Origin of the sequence: Paenarthrobacter sp. DKR-5 (assembly GCF_018531425.1) — a bacterium.
Classification (GTDB): Bacteria; Actinomycetota; Actinomycetes; order Actinomycetales; family Micrococcaceae; genus DKR-5.
On sequence record NZ_JAHBOI010000001.1, the window covers coordinates 15,490 to 33,378 of the forward strand.

Consider the following 17,889-nt stretch of genomic DNA (forward strand, 5'->3'; position numbering starts at 1 on the left):
GTTCAGTCCTGCGGCCGGTGCCCTTGGCTGATGTCCAGCGGCCTGGATCCGGTGTACAGGCGGGCAATACCGTTCAGCCCGGCGAGGGCGTCGGAAACTTCGGTGGCCGACATGGCTTCCATCGCTGCGTCGCTTGGCGGCTCGTCGAGTTGCGCCTCGGCGATCACTTCGTAGGGCCGCTTTGCCTTCATCATGATGATGTCGCTGGCAATGTGGGCCAGCTCGTGCAGATGGAGGATGGCATGTTCCAGATGCCCGCGTCCCTCTCCCTCGTGGCTGGCCAGCAGTTCGTCGTAGAAGGCTTTGGCTCCCGTGTGGGTCTCTTTCACCGCGGTGTTCCCGGCGGCGATCCAGTGGGAGGGCGTGTCACTGCCTTCTTCGGCCTGCCAGTACACCTTCAGTTCGAGGGGCTCGTCGCCGTCGAGGTCCAGGACGAACGCAGAAACGTTCACCACCCCCGACAGCTCCGTCGATTCGTCGACACTCAGGCCCCCGAACAAGCCCATCCGGCACTGCCTGGTGAACTCCTGCAGGAGCTCCTCCCAGGGCTCCAGCGGCTCACCTTCGTCTTCTTCGTCGTCCTCGTATTCGAGGGCCTCCTCCGCGAGCGCGTCCAAGGTCGCGTACGCGGCTTTCCGGACGAGGCTGTACCCGTCTTCGAGCACCTGGCCGGCGAGCTCGTGAATTTCCCGCAGCTGCTGGGCGGCGTGGTTGAGCAGCAGCCGGTCGTCTTCGCTGAGGTCATCCGGAAGCCCCAGGATGTGTGCCTCTTCCGGACCTTCCCCCGGCACGTGGTAAGGGCGGCCTTCGAGCGAAAACCAGCCGCCGTCGGGCCCGCTTTCCCAGTAGGCGACGTTGGTCAGCCTCGGGTCGTTGACGTCGATGACGGCATCGACTTTCAGGATTCCCGGCTTCTCGTCGCTGAGCGAGCCGAAGGTCACCTCCAGGAAGTCGCTGTCTGCCAGGGCGTCATGAAGGTCATCGAGGTTGTCAGTGCCGTCGCCGGGCAGTACGTGCTCCATGGGTTCCAACGTACACGCGCGTCCCGCGGGCGATAAGGTCGGTCCGATCGCCCCCGGCTGAAACTGGTACAGAACGACTGGTGAAATACCCGGAACCGCCGGGGCGTGGCGCCCAGGCCCCGGGATCAGTAGCGCAGGCATGTTCTGTCACTGCGGTCCTGCTGTGGGATATGCTCCAAACATGGCACCGCGGAGTTTTCTTCAATGGCCGGTCATCCGGCAGCTGAGCACGGGCGACCTGCTGGGCCGCGGGCCCTCGGTCACGTCTCCCAAGACGAAGGGCATCGCACCACGGACGGCTACGGCCGACCGTGTCGTGCAGAGCGTGTGCCCATACTGTGCCGTCGGCTGCGGACAACGCGTCTACGTCAAGGACGAGAAGGTTGTCCAGATCGAGGGCGATCCCGATTCGCCCATTTCGCGCGGCCGGCTTTGCCCCAAGGGCTCCGCGAGCGAGCAGCTGGTCAACTCGCCCGGCCGGCAGACCCGGGTCCTCTACCGGGCCCCGCGCTCCAGCGAGTGGGAACATCTGGACCTGGATAAAGCCGTCGACATGATCGCTGACCGGTTCATCGAGACCCGGCGCAGGACCTGGCAGCAGACAGACGATCAGGGGCGCCTGCTGCGGCGCACCATGGGCATCGCCTCGCTGGGCGGGGCCACCCTGGACAACGAAGAGAACTACCTGATCAAGAAACTCTTCACGGCCTCCGGCGCGGTACAGACGGAGAACCAGGCCCGCATATGACACTCCGCCACGGTTCCCAGTTTGGGAGCCTCATTTGGACGCGGTGGCGCGACGCAGTCACTGCAGGACATGGCCAACGCAGACTGCATCATCATTCAGGGTTCCAACATGGCCGAATGCCATCCTGTGGGATTCCAGTGGGTTGCGGAGGCGAAGGCGCGCGGAGCAAAGGTCATCCACGTCGACCCGAGGTTCACGCGCACGTCGGCGGTCGCGGATAAGCACATTCCGATCCGCGCAGGCTCCGACGTCGTCCTGCTGGGTGCGCTGATCAACTACGTCATCACGAACGACCTCTGGTTCAAGGAGTACGTCAGCGCCTACACCAATGCGGCCACGCTGGTGCACGAGGATTACCGCGACGCCGAGGACCTCGGCGGTCTGTTCTCCGGCTTCGATCCCGAGACCGGGGCCTACGACAAGGCGTCGTGGGGGTACGCCGAAGAAGAGGGCGGCACCATCAACGAGCCCGGCGCCACCCAGGAACACGGCGCCGAGGCTACTGCCCGTGCCGCCGGCCACCAGTTCGGCAGCGGCGGCCCGGCGCTGGAGCATGCCGAAGTGCAACGCGACGATACTCTGCAGGATCCCCGCACCGTCTTCCAGATCCTCAAGCGGCACTACGCCCGCTACACCCCGGAAATGGTCCAGGACATGTGCGGGATCGACGTCGCGGACTTCGACTACCTGGCCCGCACCATCACGGAGAACTCGGGGCGCGAGCGGACCACCTGCTTCGCCTACGCCGTCGGGTGGACTCAGCACTCGCTGGGGACGCAGTTCATCCGGGCCGCCGCCATCCTGCAACTCCTGCTCGGAAACGTGGGCCGACCGGGCAGCGGCATCATGGCACTTCGCGGCCACGCCAGCATTCAGGGTTCCACCGACATTCCGACGCTGTTCAACCTGCTGCCCGGGTACCTGCCGATGCCCAGTGCGGGCCAGCATGACACTCTGGATGCATACCTGGACGCGATTGCATCGAAGAAGCAGAAGGGCTTCTGGGCGGACGCCGATGCCTACACCATCAGCCTGCTGAAGGCCTGGTGGGGGGAAGCTGCGACAGCGGAAAACAACTGGGCGTACGACTACATTCCCAGGCTGACCGGAGCGCACGGCACCTACGAGACCGTGATGAGCATGCTCGAGGACGAAGTAGAGGGTTACTTCCTGCTCGGACAGAACCCCGCAGTGGGCTCGGCGCACGGCCGGATGCAACGGCTGGGCATGTCGCACTTGAAGTGGCTGGTCGTCCGCGACCTGAACATGATCGAGTCCGCTACCTGGTGGAAGGACGGCCCGGAGATCGAATCCGGAGAGCTGCGCACCGAGGACATCGAGACGGAGGTGTTCTTCCTTCCCGCGGCAAGCCATGTTGAGAAGGCGGGCTCGTTCACGCAGACTCAGCGGCTCCTGCAGTGGCGTCACCAGGCGGTCGCACCGCCCGGTGAGTGCCAAAGCGAGCTGCAGTTCTTCTATGAACTGGGCAAGCGGATCCGGGAGAAGCTGGCCGGCTCCACTGACGAACGCGACCGCCCGTTGCTCGACCTGACGTGGGACTACCCCACCGACGAGCACGGAGATCCGGATCCCGAGTCGGTGCTGGCCGAGATCAACGGCCGTCATTTGGACGGCTCTGATGCGGGCAAGCCTCTGTCCGCGTACACCGAGCTGCGCGCGGACGGTTCCACGGCCGCCGGCTGTTGGATCTACACCGGCGTGTACGCCGACGGGACCAACCATGCCGCGAACCGGAAGCCGGGCCGCGAGCAGGGACCCGCAGCGCCGGAATGGGGCTGGGCCTGGCCTGCCAACCGCCGGATCCTCTACAACCGTGCGTCGGCCGATCCGGCCGGCAAACCGTGGAGCGAACGGAAGAAATACATCTGGTGGGACGAGGAGCAGGGCAAGTGGGTGGGCGACGACGTCCCCGACTTCCCGCCGACCCTCGCTCCCGACAGCAAACCCGACCCCTCTGTGGGCGGCCCGGCCGCGCTCAGCGGTGACGATCCGTTCATCATGCAGTCCGACGGCAAGGGGTGGCTGTTCGCCCCGAAGGGACTCGTTGACGGCCCGCTCCCGACCCACTACGAGGCGCAGGAATCGCCGGTGGCCAACGCCCTGTACCCGCAGCAGCAGAGCCCGGCGCGGCTGAGGTACCCCCGTGCGGACAACCTCAGCGCGCCAAGCGCCGGAACTCCTGGTGCTGACGTCTATCCCTACGTGTTCACCACCTACCGGCTCACCGAGCACCATACGGCCGGCGGGATGAGCCGCTGGCTGCCGTACCTGTCGGAGCTGCAACCGGAAATGTTCTGCGAGGTCTCGCCCGAGCTGGCCGCTGAGCGCGGTCTTGAGCCCTACGGGTGGGCCACGATCATTTCGGCCCGCTCGGCCATCGAGGCCAAGGTTCTGGTCACTGACCGGATGAGGCCGCTCGCCGTGGGTGGCCACACCGTGCACCAGATCGGGCTGCCCTACCACTGGGGCGTCGGGAACAACGCCGTCGTCAGTGGCGACGCGGCCAACGATCTGCTGGGAGTGACGCTGGACCCCAACGTCCAGATCCAGGAGTCGAAGGTCGCCTCGTGTGACATCCGTCCGGGCCGCAGGCCCCGCGGGCCTGAGCTGCTTGCCTTGGTCGCTGAGTACCAGGCCCGGGCCGGCACGACGCCCGAGACCGGGAACAGCACGGTCACCGATCCGTCCGCCGAGGGCGAGCACCCGGGCGGGCGGCAGTGATGCATATGGCTGTTCCTGCCCTGACCGAAGCACGCCATGCCCCGCCCGGGCTGCCGATGTTTTCCGGCAGCCTTCCGGGTACCGATTCGACGTTGGAGGACTAGATGGGCCAGCTGTCCGGACCGACCGATCCCACGGCCGATGCCCACTGGGAACACAACCATCCGCGCAAGGGGTTCTTCACCGACACCTCCATTTGCATCGGCTGCAAGGCCTGTGAAGTTGCCTGCAAGGAGTGGAACCACAACCCCCAGGACGGGAACCTGGAGCTGCTCGGCTCCTCCTACGACAACACCGGAGCCTTGGGAGCCAGCACCTGGCGGCATGTCGCCTTCGTCGAGCAGGGCCGGGACCGCATTACCGAAGCGCGGGAGTCCGGGCGCGCACTCGTCAGCCTGGGGATGCCCCGTGTCGGTCCGCCCGCCGCCGCAGCGCCTGCCGGGCAGGATCTGACGGGGGTGGATACCACCCCGCCGGACACGGCTGACTTCCGTTGGTTGATGTCCTCGGATGTCTGCAAGCACTGCACGCACGCCGGGTGCCTCGACGTCTGCCCGACGGGAGCCCTGTTCCGCACCGAATTCGGCACTGTGGTGGTGCAGGACGACGTGTGCAACGGCTGCGGAACCTGCGTGGCGGGGTGCCCGTTCGGCGTGATCGAGCGCCGCAGCAACGGCACGGTCGCGGTCGCTGCCCAGCGGGACGAGCAGCACGCTGAGCATCCCGCCGTTCCCAACGTCGGCGTCGCCCAGAAGTGCACGCTGTGCTACGACCGGCTGGTCGACGGCGAGACGCCGGCCTGCGCGAAGGCGTGCCCGACGACGTCCATCAAGTTCGGCGACCACGACGACATGGTGGAGACGGCCCGGGAACGCGTCGCCGACCTGCATGCGCAGGGCCTGACCGAAGCGAGGCTCTACGGCGCGAACGAACTCGACGGCGTTGGCGGAACCGGCTCGGTCTTCCTGCTGCTCGACGAACCGGAGGTCTACGGGCTCCCGCCGGACCCCCGGGTGCCTACGGCTGACCTGCCGCAGATGTACCGGCGCGCCGGCATGGCCGTGGCTGGCATGGTAGCCGCAGCCGCGGTGGCTTTCCTGGGAGGACGCGCGTGACCCATTCGGACTTTGACAGTTTCCGGCCACCCGAGCCTGCCCGGCGGCGCCGTACCGGCGGCAAGCGGGGCGCAGGCCGCCGCAACGGCGGTGACGGCTCCCGGGAAATGCCCATGGTGCCGGAGGCGGAATTCACCTCGTACTACGGCCGCCCGGTCGTCAAGCCGGCGCCCTGGGGCGACGACGTTGCCGTCTACCTCTTTCTCGGCGGCGTTGCAGGCGGTTCCGCACTGCTCGGCCTCGGCGGCCAGCTGACCGGACGGCCGACCCTGCGCCGGAATGCCCGGCTGGGCGCCTTGACGGCGGTGAGCCTCGGCGCTGTTGCCCTGGTGAAGGACCTGGGCAGGCCCGAGCGCTTCCTGAACATGCTGCGGACCTTCAAGGTCACCTCGCCGATGAGCGTGGGCTCGTGGATTCTCAGCGCGTTCAGCGCCGGGACAGCCGTGTCCGCAGTGGCTGAAATCGACCGGATGAGCGGCGAGCGGTTACCGCTGGGCCCGCTGCGGAAAGTGTTGCAGGCGGTCGAGGGACCGGCAGGTTTTGAGGCCGCCTTGTTCGCCGGCCCCCTGGCGGCCTATACGGCGGTCCTGCTCGGCGACACCGCCACACCCACGTGGAATGCCGCGCACGAGGAACTGCCTTTCGTCTTCGTGAGCTCGGCTGCCCTGGCCTCTGCCGGGCTCGCCATGATCACGACCCCTGTGCACGAGGCGGGTCCCGCCCGGAAACTCGCCGCGCTCGGCGTGGTGGGCGACGTGGTGGCCACCCGGGTGATGGAGCACCGGATGGACCCGGTGGCAGCCGAGCCGCTGCACGAAGGCAAGGCCGGCGCCATGCTGAAATGGAGCGAGCGGCTGGCCGTCGCCGGCGGACTGGGCACGCTGCTGGCCGGACGCAACCGCGCGGTGGCCGCCGCCTCAGGGTTGGCCTTGCTCACCGCCTCGGCCCTCACCCGGTTCGGCGTGTTCGAGGCGGGCCTCGCCTCGGCCAAGGACCCGCGCTACACGATCGAACCGCAGAAGAGCCGGCTCGCCGCCCGCCGTGCGGCTGGCATCACCGGTGATTCGATCACCACTGCCGGCTGACGGGGCCGCCGCCGTGGTTTAGCGGATCTCGATGCCGCCGCCGGCGGTGGTGTGCCCGATCACGGGATGCCCGGGCAGCTCGCCGACGACGAGCAGGCCGCCGGAGGTCTGCGCGTCGGCGAGCAGGAGCAGATCGTCTTCCGTGACCCCGGGAGCGGACCGCACGTGCGGCCGCACCCAGTCGAGGTTGCGCCGGGTGCCGCCGGAGACGTAGCCGTCCCGCAACGCCTGCCGCGCCCCTTCGACGAGCGGTACCGCCTTCAGGTCGATCACTGCGCCCACTCCGGAGGCTCGGCACATCTTGTACAGGTGCCCCAGCAGGCCGAAACCCGTCACGTCGGTGGCCGCACGCAGGCCGGCGGCGACCGCGCCCTCCGCCGCATCGCGGTTCAGTCCCGTCATCGTCGCCACGGCTTCAGCGAACACCTCACCGGTCTGCTTGTGCCGGTTGTTGAGCAGCCCGACGCCGATCGGCTTGGTGAGCGTGATAGGCAGCCCGGGCGCGGCGGCGTCGTTGCGCAGCAACCGGTCGGGGTGGGCGACGCCAGTCACCGCCATGCCGTATTTCGGCTCCGGATCGTCAATGGAATGCCCGCCAATCACCGGGCACCCCGCCTCCGACGCGATGCTCAAACCGCCCCGGAGCACCTCGGTCATCACCTCCGGCGGCAGCACACCGCGGGGCCAGCCCACAAGGTTGATCGCCATGATCGGGCGGCCGCCCATCGCGTAAATATCCGAGAGCGCGTTGGCCGCCGCGATCCGGCCCCAGTCAAAGGCGTCGTCGACGACGGGGGTGAAGAAGTCGGCGGTGGAGAGCACCGCGAGGTCATCGCGCACCAGGACGGCCGCGGCGTCGTCGCCGCTGTCCAAACCGACCAGCACATCCGCACCCGGCTGGCCGATCAGGCCGCGAACCACATCTTCGAGCTCACCGGGCGGAATCTTGCAGGCGCAGCCACCCCCGTGCGCATAGCCAGTCAGCCGGCGAGCGGTTGCGGCTTCCTCGTCGAGTTGCAGGTTTGACGTTCGCGCCTCATTCACTCGCCCAGCCTACCCCCGCAGGCAACCTGCTAGATTGGTGGGCGGTGGCGTCCGGGTCCTGGTGGGCCCCCCGGTCTTCAAAACCGGTGAGGCCGAGCATCTCGGCCTGGCGGGTTCGATTCCCGTCCGCCACCGCCAACCACCGGCAGGCACTGCCGCGGAACGAGGAGGGGCTGTGGACCAGGGCGATCCTCGCCGCCTGATTCCTCGCACGAACGATTTGCTGGCGCTGCCGGCCGTCCGCGAGGCGCGGAAACGGCTGAACGAGCGCGTCATCCGCGAACTCGTCCGGCACGTCCAGGAGCAGGCGCGGCGCGGTGAGCTCGCTCCCGACCAAGTTGAGCCGGCCCTGCTGTCCGCCGTCGCCGCACGCACGGCGACAACCCTGCGCCCGGTGCTGAACGCAACCGGCGTCATCGTCCACACCAACCTCGGGCGCGCCCCGCTTTCCGCCGGTGCGGTCGAAGCTCTTATCGCGGCCAGCGGCTACGTCGATGTCGAACTGGACCTTGCCGACGGCAGCCGCTCCCGCCGCGGCGCCGGTGCCCGGGCTGCGCTGCTCGCCGCCTGTCCCGCCGCCGAGGACGCGCTGATAGTCAACAACGGAGCCGCAGCACTGGTCCTGGCCACCACGGCGCTCGCCGCCGGTCGGGAGGTGGTGGTGAGCCGCGGGGAACTCGTCGAGATCGGCGCCGGTTTCCGGCTGCCCGACCTGATCGAGTCGACGGGCGCAACGCTGCACGAGGTCGGCATGACCAACCGGACGCACCTGCGCGACTACGCCAGCGCCCTTGGTCCGGACACGGGCTGCGTGCTCAAGGTCCATCCGAGCAACTTTTGGGTCGACGGATTCACCTCCGCTGTTCCGCTGCACGAGCTGAGCCCGCTGACAGCAGCGAACGGGATACCGCTTGTGGCGGATCTGGGCAGCGGACTGCTGGCGCCCGATCCGCACCTGCCGAACGAACCCGATGCTGCCACCGCCCTGGGCAGCGGCGCCGACGTCGTCATCGCCAGCGGCGACAAACTCCTGGGCGGACCGCAGGCGGGCTTGCTGCTGGGCCGCAAGGAGATCATCGCGCGGCTGGCACGCCATCCGCTTGCCCGTGCCGTCCGCGCTGACAAACTTGCCCTCGCCGCCCTGGAAGCGACCGTGGCAGGGGAAGCACCGCCGGTTATCGAGGCGCTGCACGCCGATCCCGGACAGCTGCGCCGCCGTACCGACAGGCTCGCCCAGGCCCTCGGGGTGCCTGTCGTGCCGCACGATGGCCGCGTCGGCGGCGGGGGTGCCCCCGGATTCGCTCTGCCCGGGTGGGCGCTGCAGCTCCCCGAGGCGCTCGCGCGCCTCCTGCGCACCGGCAACCCCGCCGTGCTCCCGCGCGTCCACGACGGCTCCTGCCTGATTGATCTGCGCTGCGTATCCGAAGCGGACGATGAGCGGATCCTCGCCGCGGTGCGGCGCGCCGTGGAAGCCTTCGAGGCCGCGGATGCAGGCGGGGCGGGCTGAGCAGTGCACGTCATCGCCACCGCCGGACATGTCGATTCCGGCAAGAGCACCCTGGTGCGCGCCCTGACCGGCATGGAGCCGGACCGTTGGGAGGAAGAACGGCGCCGCGGGCTGACGATTGACCTGGGGTATGCCTGGACAAGGTTGCCGTCCGGGCAGGATGTCGCCTTCGTGGACGTGCCCGGGCACGAACGCTTCCTCGGGAACATGCTGGCCGGAATCGGACCGGCGCCGGTAGTGTGCTTCGTCGTGGCCGCGGACGAAGGCTGGCAGGCACAGTCGGGCGATCACCGGGACGCCGTCGCCGCGCTGGGCATCGAGCACGGCGTCGTGGTCCTCAGCCGCTCCGACCGGGCGACGGCGGGGCGGGTTGCTGACGTGCTGGCCCGGACCCGCACAGAGCTGGCCGGGACCGGCCTGCGAAATGCGCCCGCCGTTGCCGTGTCCGCCATCGACGGCACCGGCCTGCCCGAATTGCGTGCCGCGCTCGACGGCGTACTGGCCCGGGTGCCCTCCCCCGCCACTGACGGACGGGTCCGCCTGTGGGTGGACCGCTCCTTCACCATCACCGGTTCGGGAACGGTGGTGACCGGAACACTGGCGGCCGGGACGCTCGTCCAGGGCGACCGGCTGCAACTGCTCGGCCACTTCGATTCGCGGCCCGTCGTGGTCCGCGGCCTGCAAAGCCGTGACACGTCATACACCTCGGTGGGCCCGGTCAGCCGCGTGGCGCTGAACCTGCGTGACGTTTCCGCCGCGGACGTTCGGCGCGGAGACGCGCTGGTCACCCCCAATGCGTGGCCCACCACGGGCGTTCTGGGCATCCAGCGAACCACCGGGGTGGCCTACACGGATGTGCCGGAGCAGCTCATGGTGCATGTCGGCACTGCCTCCGTGCCAGCCCGGCTGCGTCCCTTTGGCGCTGACCACGCCCGGCTCGTCCTCGACCGGCACCTGCCGCTCGTTCTTGGGGACCGTCTGGTGCTGCGTGACCCGGGGAGCCGCTCGGTGCTGGGCGGTGCGCGCATCCTCGATGCCGATCCACCGGCCCTCCGGCGGCGCGGCGACGGGGCGCACTGGGCTGAGCGGCTGGCCGGCATGGACCCGGGCGGGGACACGCTCGCTGAGGTGGCGGCTCGCGGCGCGGTGGAAGTACAGCATCTCCGCCGGCTCGGGCTGCTCTCCGAGCATGACCCCGAGGCACCCTCCGGCATCCGCGTTCTTGGCGACTGGTGGGTGCATGCTCCCGTCTTCGAGGCCTGGCAGCACCGGCTGCGCACGGCAGTCCAGGAACTGCAGGAGCGCGATCCTTTGGCCCCGGGCCTTTCCATGGGCGCCGCGCGGGACCTGCTCGAACTGCCCGACGAGAGGTTACTTTCCCCGGTCGTGCGCGCTGCGGGCCTGGAACAGCAGAGCGGCCACATCCGGCTGCCGGGCAGTGAGCGCAACCTGGGAGCCGTCGGCACGGCAGTCGCAGAGTTGGAACGCAGGCTCGCCGCACAAGCCTTCCAGGCCCCGGAAGCCGATGAGCTGGCGGCGCTGGGCCTAGGCACCCGTGAGCTGGCTGCCGCCGAACGCGCGGGCCGCCTGCTGCGGTTGCGCGACGGAGTCGTGCTGCTACCGTCTGCCCCGGCCGTCGCGATGCGCACCTTGGCCCGGTTGGAACAGCCCTTCACCACGAGCCAGGCACGTCAGGCGCTCGGCACAACCCGCCGGGTCGCGGTTCCGCTGCTGGAGCATCTTGACTCGCGCGGCTGGACCCGGCGTTTGGATGCCGGTCACCGCACGGTGGTTCGCTGACGCGCAGGGACGGGCCCGTTCGCGCGCTTCGCTTCGCGAGCGTACCCTATTGTCGGGGCCACCGTCAGCGGTGGCGCCAACCCTGATCGGTGCCGTGCTGGGCGGACCGATAACCGTCTCCGGGGGAACTCTGTGAATACAGCCGCCGCACGCCTGCTCAGAGGCCTGCAAACCACCACCGTCACACTCGCCCTGCTCGTCTTCGGACTGGCATCGGCGCCGGCTTCCTCCGGCGCAGTCCCGGAGACGACAGGCACCGGCCTGCACGACGTCTGCTCAGCCAGCCACCACGGCCAGATGGCCTGCACGGCCATCTTGAACCGGAACATTGGTGCGCAGCCGTTCACAACGACCGGATTGCCGGCCGGATTCGGACCGGCCGACCTTCGCTCCGCCTACAACGTTCCGTCCCTGACCATGGCCGTGCCCCGCACGGTCGCCGTCGTCGTCGCCTTCGACGCCCCGACACTCGAGGCGGACCTGGGCACCTACCGGGCCAAGTACGGGCTGCCGGCCTGCACGAGCGCGACTGGGTGCTTCCAAAAAGTGAACCAGACCGGCGCGGCCGCCCCGCTGCCGGCAGTGAACTCCGGATGGGCGCAGGAAGCCTCCTTGGACGTGGACATGGTATCCGCCGCCTGCCCCGCCTGCCACATCCTCGTCGTCGAAGCGAATTCCGACTACCTCAGCGACCTGGGGCCGTCCGTCAACACCGCTGTCAGCATGGGTGCCGTCGCCGTCAACAACAGCTACGGAGGTGCGGAGCAGTCCGGCATCAGCGGCTACGACTCCTACTACACCCACCCCGGCGTGACTGTCACGGCCGCTGCCGGCGACAATGGCTACGGGGTGCAGTACCCCGCCGCCGTGCCAGCCGTCACCGCCGTCGGAGGGACGAGCCTGAGCCGCACCAGTTCCGGCCGCGGCTGGTCCGAATCCGTGTGGGGTGCCGCCGGCAGCAATTTCGGCACCGGCAGCGGCTGTTCGGCGTACGAGACGAAACCGGCCTGGCAGACCGACACCGGCTGCGCCACCAGGACCGTGACCGATATTTCCGCCGTCGCGGACCCTAACACCGGCCTGGCCATCTACGACAGCACACCGGACAGCTACGGGACCAGCGGCTGGCTCGTCATGGGCGGCACCAGTGCGTCCGCCCCGTTCATCGCCGGCCTCTCCGCACTCGCCGGGACCCCGACCAACGGCACCGACCCGGCCAGCTACGCCTACGCCGTCCCTACCGCGCTCAATGACGTGACCACCGGCTCCACCGGCAGCTGCTCGCCCGCGTACCTCTGTTCAGGCACCACCGGGTACGACGGTCCGACGGGCATGGGCACCCCGAACGGCCTCGCCGCCGTCACCGATCTGAAGACCGTCTTCTCCACCATGCAGAACGCCACCGCGAACGCCTGGCTGGGCGCATCCACTGGGGCGGTCACCTGCGGCGGGGACGGGGGCTGTTCCCAACCCTTCACCGGCGGCCATGCCTACTGGTCCGCGGCGACTGGTGCGGTCCCGGTGGACCCGCAGATTGAGGCCGTGTGGAAGACCTACGGCGGCGCCACCGGCCGGTACGGCTACCCGGTCACCGGTCCGTCCACCGATTCCTCCGGCACGGTCAGCCAGCAGTTCCAGAACGGGACGCTCTCGACCGCGGCCCCGCAGGTGTCCGGCTCCATCGCGGCCGAGTGGAACGCCACCGGCGGCGCGTCCGGCCCGCTCGGCAACCCGACCAGCGCCGAAGCCGCCCTGGGCACCGGCGGCTCGTACCAGCAGTTCGACAACGGGGTGATCTACCAGTCCTCCGCGAGCGGGGCCCACATGCTCCTGAACAGCTCGCCCATCCTTGACAAATGGAAGGCCGCGGGCGCCGACGCCGGCGCACTGGGCTACCCGACCGCGGACGCCGTGACCGGCCTCGTCGGCGGCGGTTCGTCGCAGCAGTTCCAAGGCGGGGAGATCGTCTTCTCCCCGGCTACCGGCGCCCACATCGTCAAGGGCGGCATCAGCACCGTCTGGAACAAATTCGGTGCCCAGAACGGGAAGATGGGCTACCCCACCTCGGACGAAATCGGCGGCCTTGCCAACGGCGGCGTCTACCAGACCTACCAAGGCGGAGCCATCTACTGGACCCCGGCCACCGGCGCCCACATGTCCACCGGCGGCATCCGCAGCGTATGGCTGAAGTTCGGAGCGCAGGATGGCAAGATGGGCTACCCCACGTCGGACGAAATCGGCGGCCTTGCCAACGGCGGCGTCTACCAGACCTACCAAGGCGGAGCCATCTACTGGACCCCGGCCACCGGCGCCCACATGTCCACCGGCGGCATCCGCACCGAATGGGGACGCCTCGGCTACGAGCACGGCAAAATGGGCTACCCGACCTCCGACGAGAACAGCGGGCTCATCGACGGCGGCGTCTACCAGACCTACCAAGGCGGGGCCATCTACTGGGCCCCGGCCACCGGCGCCCACATGTCCACCGGCGGGATCCGCACCGCATGGGGACGCCTCGGGTATGAGAACGGCCGGCTCGGCTACCCGACGTCGGATGAGTACGCCATCAGCGGCGGCGTCCGGCAGACCTACCAGGGCGGGTACATCGACTACAGCTACCAGTACGGCGTGCAGGTACACCTTCAATAAGCCCCGCGGGGCGGTGCAGCGACGCCCCCGCCACAAAATCCTCCCGGATACAGAAGAACACCCCGGTCCAAAGACCGCGGTGTTCTTCTGTATCCGGCTATTACGTTGGTGGAGCTAAGGGGATTCGAACCCCTGACCTCTTCGATGCGAACGAAGCGCGCTACCAACTGCGCCATAGCCCCTTGCGGTATTTAGGCTACTACCCCTGCGGCGTCCTGCAAAAACGACGTGCCCGGCCGCCCGCCCGCTTGGCGGCAACGGCGGCGCTTCTGCTCTATATTGTTGTGCGGGGGAAGCAATACAGGCGGAGCACAGGGACAGCTGTCTTAGCCGGGTAGATCCCGACATCACACCGGTTCTGACGGCAGCGCCTGACGCTGCAGATATTGGGGTCTCGCAGTGTCCATCCGACGCAGGTCTCTCCTGCCCACCACAAAGACCTTGCCCGTCGTGGCAACGACGATCGCGCTGCTCGCGGGTTCGCTCCTGGCGGCAACACCCGCGGCAGAGGCGTCCGCCCAGGTCTTCAACCCGTGCGAGCAGCTCTCGAACGGGCAGGTCAAGTACCCCACCTACGGAGCCCAGCGGGTCACCTTCGCCACCACGCCCATCCGCCAGACCTACCACGCCGTGGTCACCACCTGCGTGAAGTCAGGCTCCCGGTACGTGCAGGAATGGCAGGTGAACGGGACTGTCGGCCAGAGCGGCTTCGTTGCGCCCGGCGTCGCCAGCGGTCCCACCATCTACGAGTTTTCCCCGACTGGGTCCTTCTCCGTCACGGAGGGATTCGGTCTGGGAAACCCGGGCACCCGTCTGAAGTACCACACACTGAACCCCGGGTCCCGGTGGGGCGGCCACCCGTGGACCGCCAACTACAACCAGTATTTTGAGCAGAACTCCTACCTGGCAGACTTCCCCGACGAGAACATGTGGTACTTCGCGAACCGCCTCACCCGCGACTACCAGCAGGGCGTGGTGATCAACTACAACCGCGAACCGGGCCAGCGCGTCGTGCAGGACGCCGGCTTCGCGATCTTCCTGCATTCCAACACAGTGCCCACCGCCGGCTGCGTGGCGATCCCGCCGGACATGGTGACCCGCTACCTGCGCGAGGCCACTCCCGGGGACAGAATCATCATGGGCGCGGTTGACGACGTCTTCTCCCCCCGCAGCTCAGTCCTGAATGGTGCGATCCACAACTACTATCTCGGCACCGGCGGTCAGCTGGGCTTCCTCGGCCAGCCGCTGACCAACGAGTACGGCAACCTGCGCGGCGGCGGGGCGTTCCAGACGTTCCAAGGCGGAACGGTGACGTGGGCCCCCGGGACGGGTCTGCACCTGCTCGGCGGCGGCATCCGGTCCGAGTGGTCCAGTACCGGGGCACAGAACGGGCCTCTCCTTTACCCGACGGGAGACGAGGTGCGCGGACTCCGTGCGGGCGGCGCCTACCAGACCTTCCAAGGCGGCGTGGTCACGTGGTCCCCGGCAGCGGGTGCGCACATGACCCGAGGAGCCATCCGCGGCACCTACGGGGCCGCAGGCTACGAAGACGGATCCCTCGGATACCCGACGTCGGACGAATATGCGACGTCGGGAGGCGGCCGCGAGCAGAACTACCAGGGCGGCAGGATCATCTGGTCCCCCGCCACGGGGGCGCACCTGCTCACCGGCGGCTTCGGCCCGGCCTACGCTGCCCTGGGCGGCCCGGCCAGCCCGCTCGGGTTCCCGGTCGGCGACGAGGTCCGCAACCAGCGCGACGGCGGTTCCTACCAGCTCTTCCAAGGTGGCCGCCTGACCTGGTCCGCCGCCACCGGCGTGCACTACCTGACCGGTGCGATCGGAGCGAAGTACGCGGCGGCCGGCGCGGTCAGCAGCCTCCTCGGCTACCCGACCACGGATCCCGCTCCCACCAGGACCGGCGGAGCCTACCAATCCTTCCAAGGCGGCTCCATTCACTGGTCCGCCGCCACCGGGGCCCACATCACCTACGGACCGATCCGTACCGCCTGGGCCGCCGGCGGCTGGGAGAACGGCAAGCTCGGCTACCCGACGTCAGACCTGTACACGACCGCCGGCGGATTCGCCCAGGACTTCCAAGGCGGAAGGATCTCCTTGTCCTCGGCGGGAGTGGTCACGGTGACCTACCCGGCCCCGGCGCCGGCGCCCGCGCCAACCCCATCGCCCTCGCCGACACCGGTTCCAACGGCGACGGCGACACCAACTCCGTCGGACACCGCACAGCCGACCCCGACGGACACGGCCACGAGCGGTCCGGCGCCGACGGCGACGCCGACCGCGACGGCGACGGACTCCGTCCTTCCGACGCCGTAGGACGGAACCCAGGGCCGGCCCGGATCACGCCGGGCCGGCCCCGTCAGCCCCTCAAGGCCTGACCCGCCGCAGCCACTCGCTGAAGGTCTCTCGTCCAGCCGCCGCCTCCGGCACCAGGTTCAGGCCCTCCCGGAGGAACCGGCCGAAGGCCCCGGGCAAGGGCATCTCCACAACCCGGCCGGCGGAACCCGTGGCCGCGCGCCACTCGTTGGCAAGTTCGCGCATGCTTTGAACCTTGGGACCTCCCACCGCGAAGCCGCTGTGGGTGCCTTGGACCGGACCGGTGGCGGCGTCCACGAGCAGGCGCGCGACATCCGCCGTCGAGATGCTTTGGAAGGACGTGCCCCTGAACACAGGGACAATGCCCAGCCGCCGGCCGGACGCGAACATGCCCGCCACCAGGTCGTGGAACTGGGTGGAGCGGACGGTGACGGATTCCAGCGCCGACCCGGCGTACGCCGTCTCCTGCTCGGCCTTGGCGCGGTAGTAGGAGAAAGCTGAACGGTCCACGTTCACGATGGAGAGCAACGTGGCCCGCCGGACGCCCGCAGCTGCCGCGGCGCGCAGCAGGTTCCCCGCGCCGAGGGTCAGCACTGCACGCGCGGCGCGGCTTTGTCCGTTGAGGGTGTCAATCACGACGTCGGCCCCGACGAGGGCGTCCTCGAGCCCGTGACCGCTGAGGATGTCGACCTGGACGTAGCTGGCGCCTTCCACGTACGCGGGGGTTTCCGCGCCCGGCGAGTGCCGGCTGAGCACCCGGGTTTCAAGTCCTCGGCGGAGGCATTCGCGGACGACGGCGCTCCCGGCGAGACCGGTGCCGCCTGCCACGGCGATGCTGATCATGGCAGGAGTCTAGCGGGACCTTCTCAGGCGCGGCGGCGCTGCAGCACGTCGTCGAGATTGCTCAGCGCGCTGGCGCCTTTGGACGCTGCCGGAGCCGGGGACTTGGCGGCCGGCTCGGGCTGGGCCTTCTGGGGAGCGGTCTGCTTGATGGAGGTCTTGGCGCTGGGCTTGGGCGGCTCGGGCATGGCCAGCGGAGCAGGCTCGGGGCGCTCCGCCTTGGCGGACCCGACGTAGGTGGGCTTGGGCACCTGGACCGGCTCCCAGGTCTCCTGGGCGGCAGCTTCCCGGGCTGCAGCTTCCTGCGCGGCGGCAGCGGCCGTGTCGCCGGCTTCGGCGGCGACGGCCAGGGCGGCCTGGCGAAGCTCGATGGCGCTCAACGTGGAGCGCTTCGGTGCGGCAGCCTCGGCGTCGAATACCTGGGCCTGCGGGCGCGGCGCCGTCGTTCCCTCCCCGCGGCGCGGCTGCGCGGGGCCCTGTGATGGGCGGAGGCTTGCGGTGCTGCGGCGGGCTGCCGCCCGGGCGGCTGCCTTCGCCTTGCGGTCCCGGACGGCGAGGGTGCGCAGAACCGCAATCGCGCCGAAACCGGCCATCGCAGCCACCGCCGGCACCCCTGCCGGAACCAGCGCGGCGGCGCTGAGCGCCCCTCCGATGACGGCGGTCAGCAGGGCTAGCAGGCCGACGGCGGCAAGGCCCAGCCGGCCGTAGCGGATCTGGAGGCGTCCGGGCACCGGACGGGCGGCGGATGCGCCTCCGCCCGGCGTCGTGCGGGCGGGCGCGAGGCTTTCAGGGGAGGACGAAGCCTTCATCAACAGAACACCTTCGCTGGTCTTGACGGTCGATCGTGTGTGCGCTGAAGCCGGCTCGACACCGGCCCCCTGGTGCCCCAACTGCGCCCCGCGCTGGCGCATCATGTACGGCGCCACCCAGAACAGCCACAGGGCCACCGCGACCACCAGGATCATTGAGCTGCTCAGGGGAAAGTCCACACTCAAAACCGTAGAAG

The 17,889-nt window shown here is 69.2% G+C and carries 11 protein-coding genes and 2 tRNA genes; 8 read left to right on the forward strand and 5 right to left on the reverse strand.

Annotated features, from left to right (window positions below; genetic code table 11):
- Nucleotides 1-2: 2 nt before the first annotated feature.
- Nucleotides 3-1,022, reverse strand: coding sequence for a hypothetical protein (locus KIH31_RS00090; RefSeq protein WP_214425047.1), 1,020 nt, complete (start codon nt 1,020-1,022; stop codon nt 3-5).
- A gap of 181 nt (nt 1,023-1,203) precedes the next feature.
- On the opposite strand from KIH31_RS00090, the gene fdh reads away from it, so the two are divergent.
- The 3 genes from fdh to nrfD all read left to right on the forward strand — a co-directional run bounded on the left by fdh (nt 1,204) and on the right by nrfD (nt 6,712).
- Entirely contained in the window at nt 1,204-4,512 is a 3,309-nt protein-coding gene (gene fdh / locus KIH31_RS00100) for a formate dehydrogenase (RefSeq protein WP_250545321.1), read from the forward strand.
- Between the two features lie 104 nt (nt 4,513-4,616).
- Nucleotides 4,617-5,627 (forward strand): 4Fe-4S dicluster domain-containing protein, encoded by a 1,011-nt coding sequence (locus KIH31_RS00105; protein ID WP_214425050.1) that lies wholly within the window; start codon nt 4,617-4,619, stop codon nt 5,625-5,627.
- Nucleotides 5,624-6,712, forward strand: a complete 1,089-nt coding sequence (gene nrfD / locus KIH31_RS00110; protein ID WP_214425051.1) for an NrfD/PsrC family molybdoenzyme membrane anchor subunit — start codon at nt 5,624-5,626, stop codon at nt 6,710-6,712. The genes KIH31_RS00105 and nrfD overlap by 4 nt, the downstream gene beginning before the upstream one ends.
- A gap of 18 nt (nt 6,713-6,730) precedes the next feature.
- Here nrfD and selD read toward each other — a convergent pair whose 3' ends face one another.
- Complete coding sequence (gene selD, locus KIH31_RS00115) at nt 6,731-7,732, reverse strand: selenide, water dikinase SelD (RefSeq protein WP_250545358.1); 1,002 nt, start codon at nt 7,730-7,732, stop codon at nt 6,731-6,733.
- Between the two features lie 67 nt (nt 7,733-7,799).
- Between selD and KIH31_RS00120 the strand changes: the two genes are divergently transcribed.
- From KIH31_RS00120 to KIH31_RS00135, 4 genes are all read left to right on the forward strand, one after another.
- Nucleotides 7,800-7,894: transfer RNA gene (locus KIH31_RS00120), tRNA-Sec, on the forward strand.
- A 37-nt stretch (nt 7,895-7,931) separates the two neighbouring features.
- Nucleotides 7,932-9,263, forward strand: a complete 1,332-nt coding sequence (selA, locus tag KIH31_RS00125) for an L-seryl-tRNA(Sec) selenium transferase (protein WP_214425053.1) — start codon at nt 7,932-7,934, stop codon at nt 9,261-9,263.
- A gap of 3 nt (nt 9,264-9,266) precedes the next feature.
- The gene (gene selB, locus KIH31_RS00130) at nt 9,267-11,063 is read left to right on the forward strand and encodes a selenocysteine-specific translation elongation factor (protein WP_214425054.1); all 1,797 of its coding nucleotides are present in this window, start codon (nt 9,267-9,269) and stop codon (nt 11,061-11,063) included.
- Between the two features lie 132 nt (nt 11,064-11,195).
- Nucleotides 11,196-13,712: a hypothetical protein gene (locus KIH31_RS00135; protein ID WP_214425055.1), complete on the forward strand. Its 2,517-nt coding sequence runs from the start codon at nt 11,196-11,198 to the stop codon at nt 13,710-13,712.
- A gap of 106 nt (nt 13,713-13,818) precedes the next feature.
- On the opposite strand, the gene KIH31_RS00140 is transcribed toward KIH31_RS00135, so the two are convergent.
- Nucleotides 13,819-13,894, reverse strand: a tRNA-Ala gene (locus KIH31_RS00140).
- 268 nt (nt 13,895-14,162) lie between these two features.
- Here KIH31_RS00140 and KIH31_RS00145 point away from each other — a divergent pair.
- Nucleotides 14,163-16,043: a hypothetical protein gene (locus KIH31_RS00145; RefSeq protein WP_307857479.1), complete on the forward strand. Its 1,881-nt coding sequence runs from the start codon at nt 14,163-14,165 to the stop codon at nt 16,041-16,043.
- Nucleotides 16,044-16,094: 51 nt separating this feature from the next.
- On the opposite strand, the gene KIH31_RS00150 is transcribed toward KIH31_RS00145, so the two are convergent.
- Entirely contained in the window at nt 16,095-16,886 is a 792-nt protein-coding gene (locus KIH31_RS00150) for an SDR family oxidoreductase (RefSeq protein ID WP_214425056.1), read from the reverse strand.
- A 23-nt stretch (nt 16,887-16,909) separates the two neighbouring features.
- On the reverse strand, nt 16,910-17,872 hold the full coding sequence (locus KIH31_RS00155) for a hypothetical protein (protein WP_307857480.1): 963 nt from the start codon (nt 17,870-17,872) through the stop codon (nt 16,910-16,912).
- Between the last annotated feature and the right edge of the window lie 17 nt (nt 17,873-17,889).

Bases quoted from the DNA above. Each gene is read 5' to 3' on its own strand.
- KIH31_RS00090 (WP_214425047.1), bottom strand. From the start codon at position 1,022: ATGGAGCACGTACTGCCCGGCGACGGCACTGACAACCTCGATGACCTT.
- KIH31_RS00105 (WP_214425050.1), top strand. From the start codon at position 4,617: ATGGGCCAGCTGTCCGGACCGACCGATCCCACGGCCGATGCCCACTGG.
- KIH31_RS00150 (WP_214425056.1), bottom strand. From the start codon at position 16,886: ATGATCAGCATCGCCGTGGCAGGCGGCACCGGTCTCGCCGGGAGCGCC.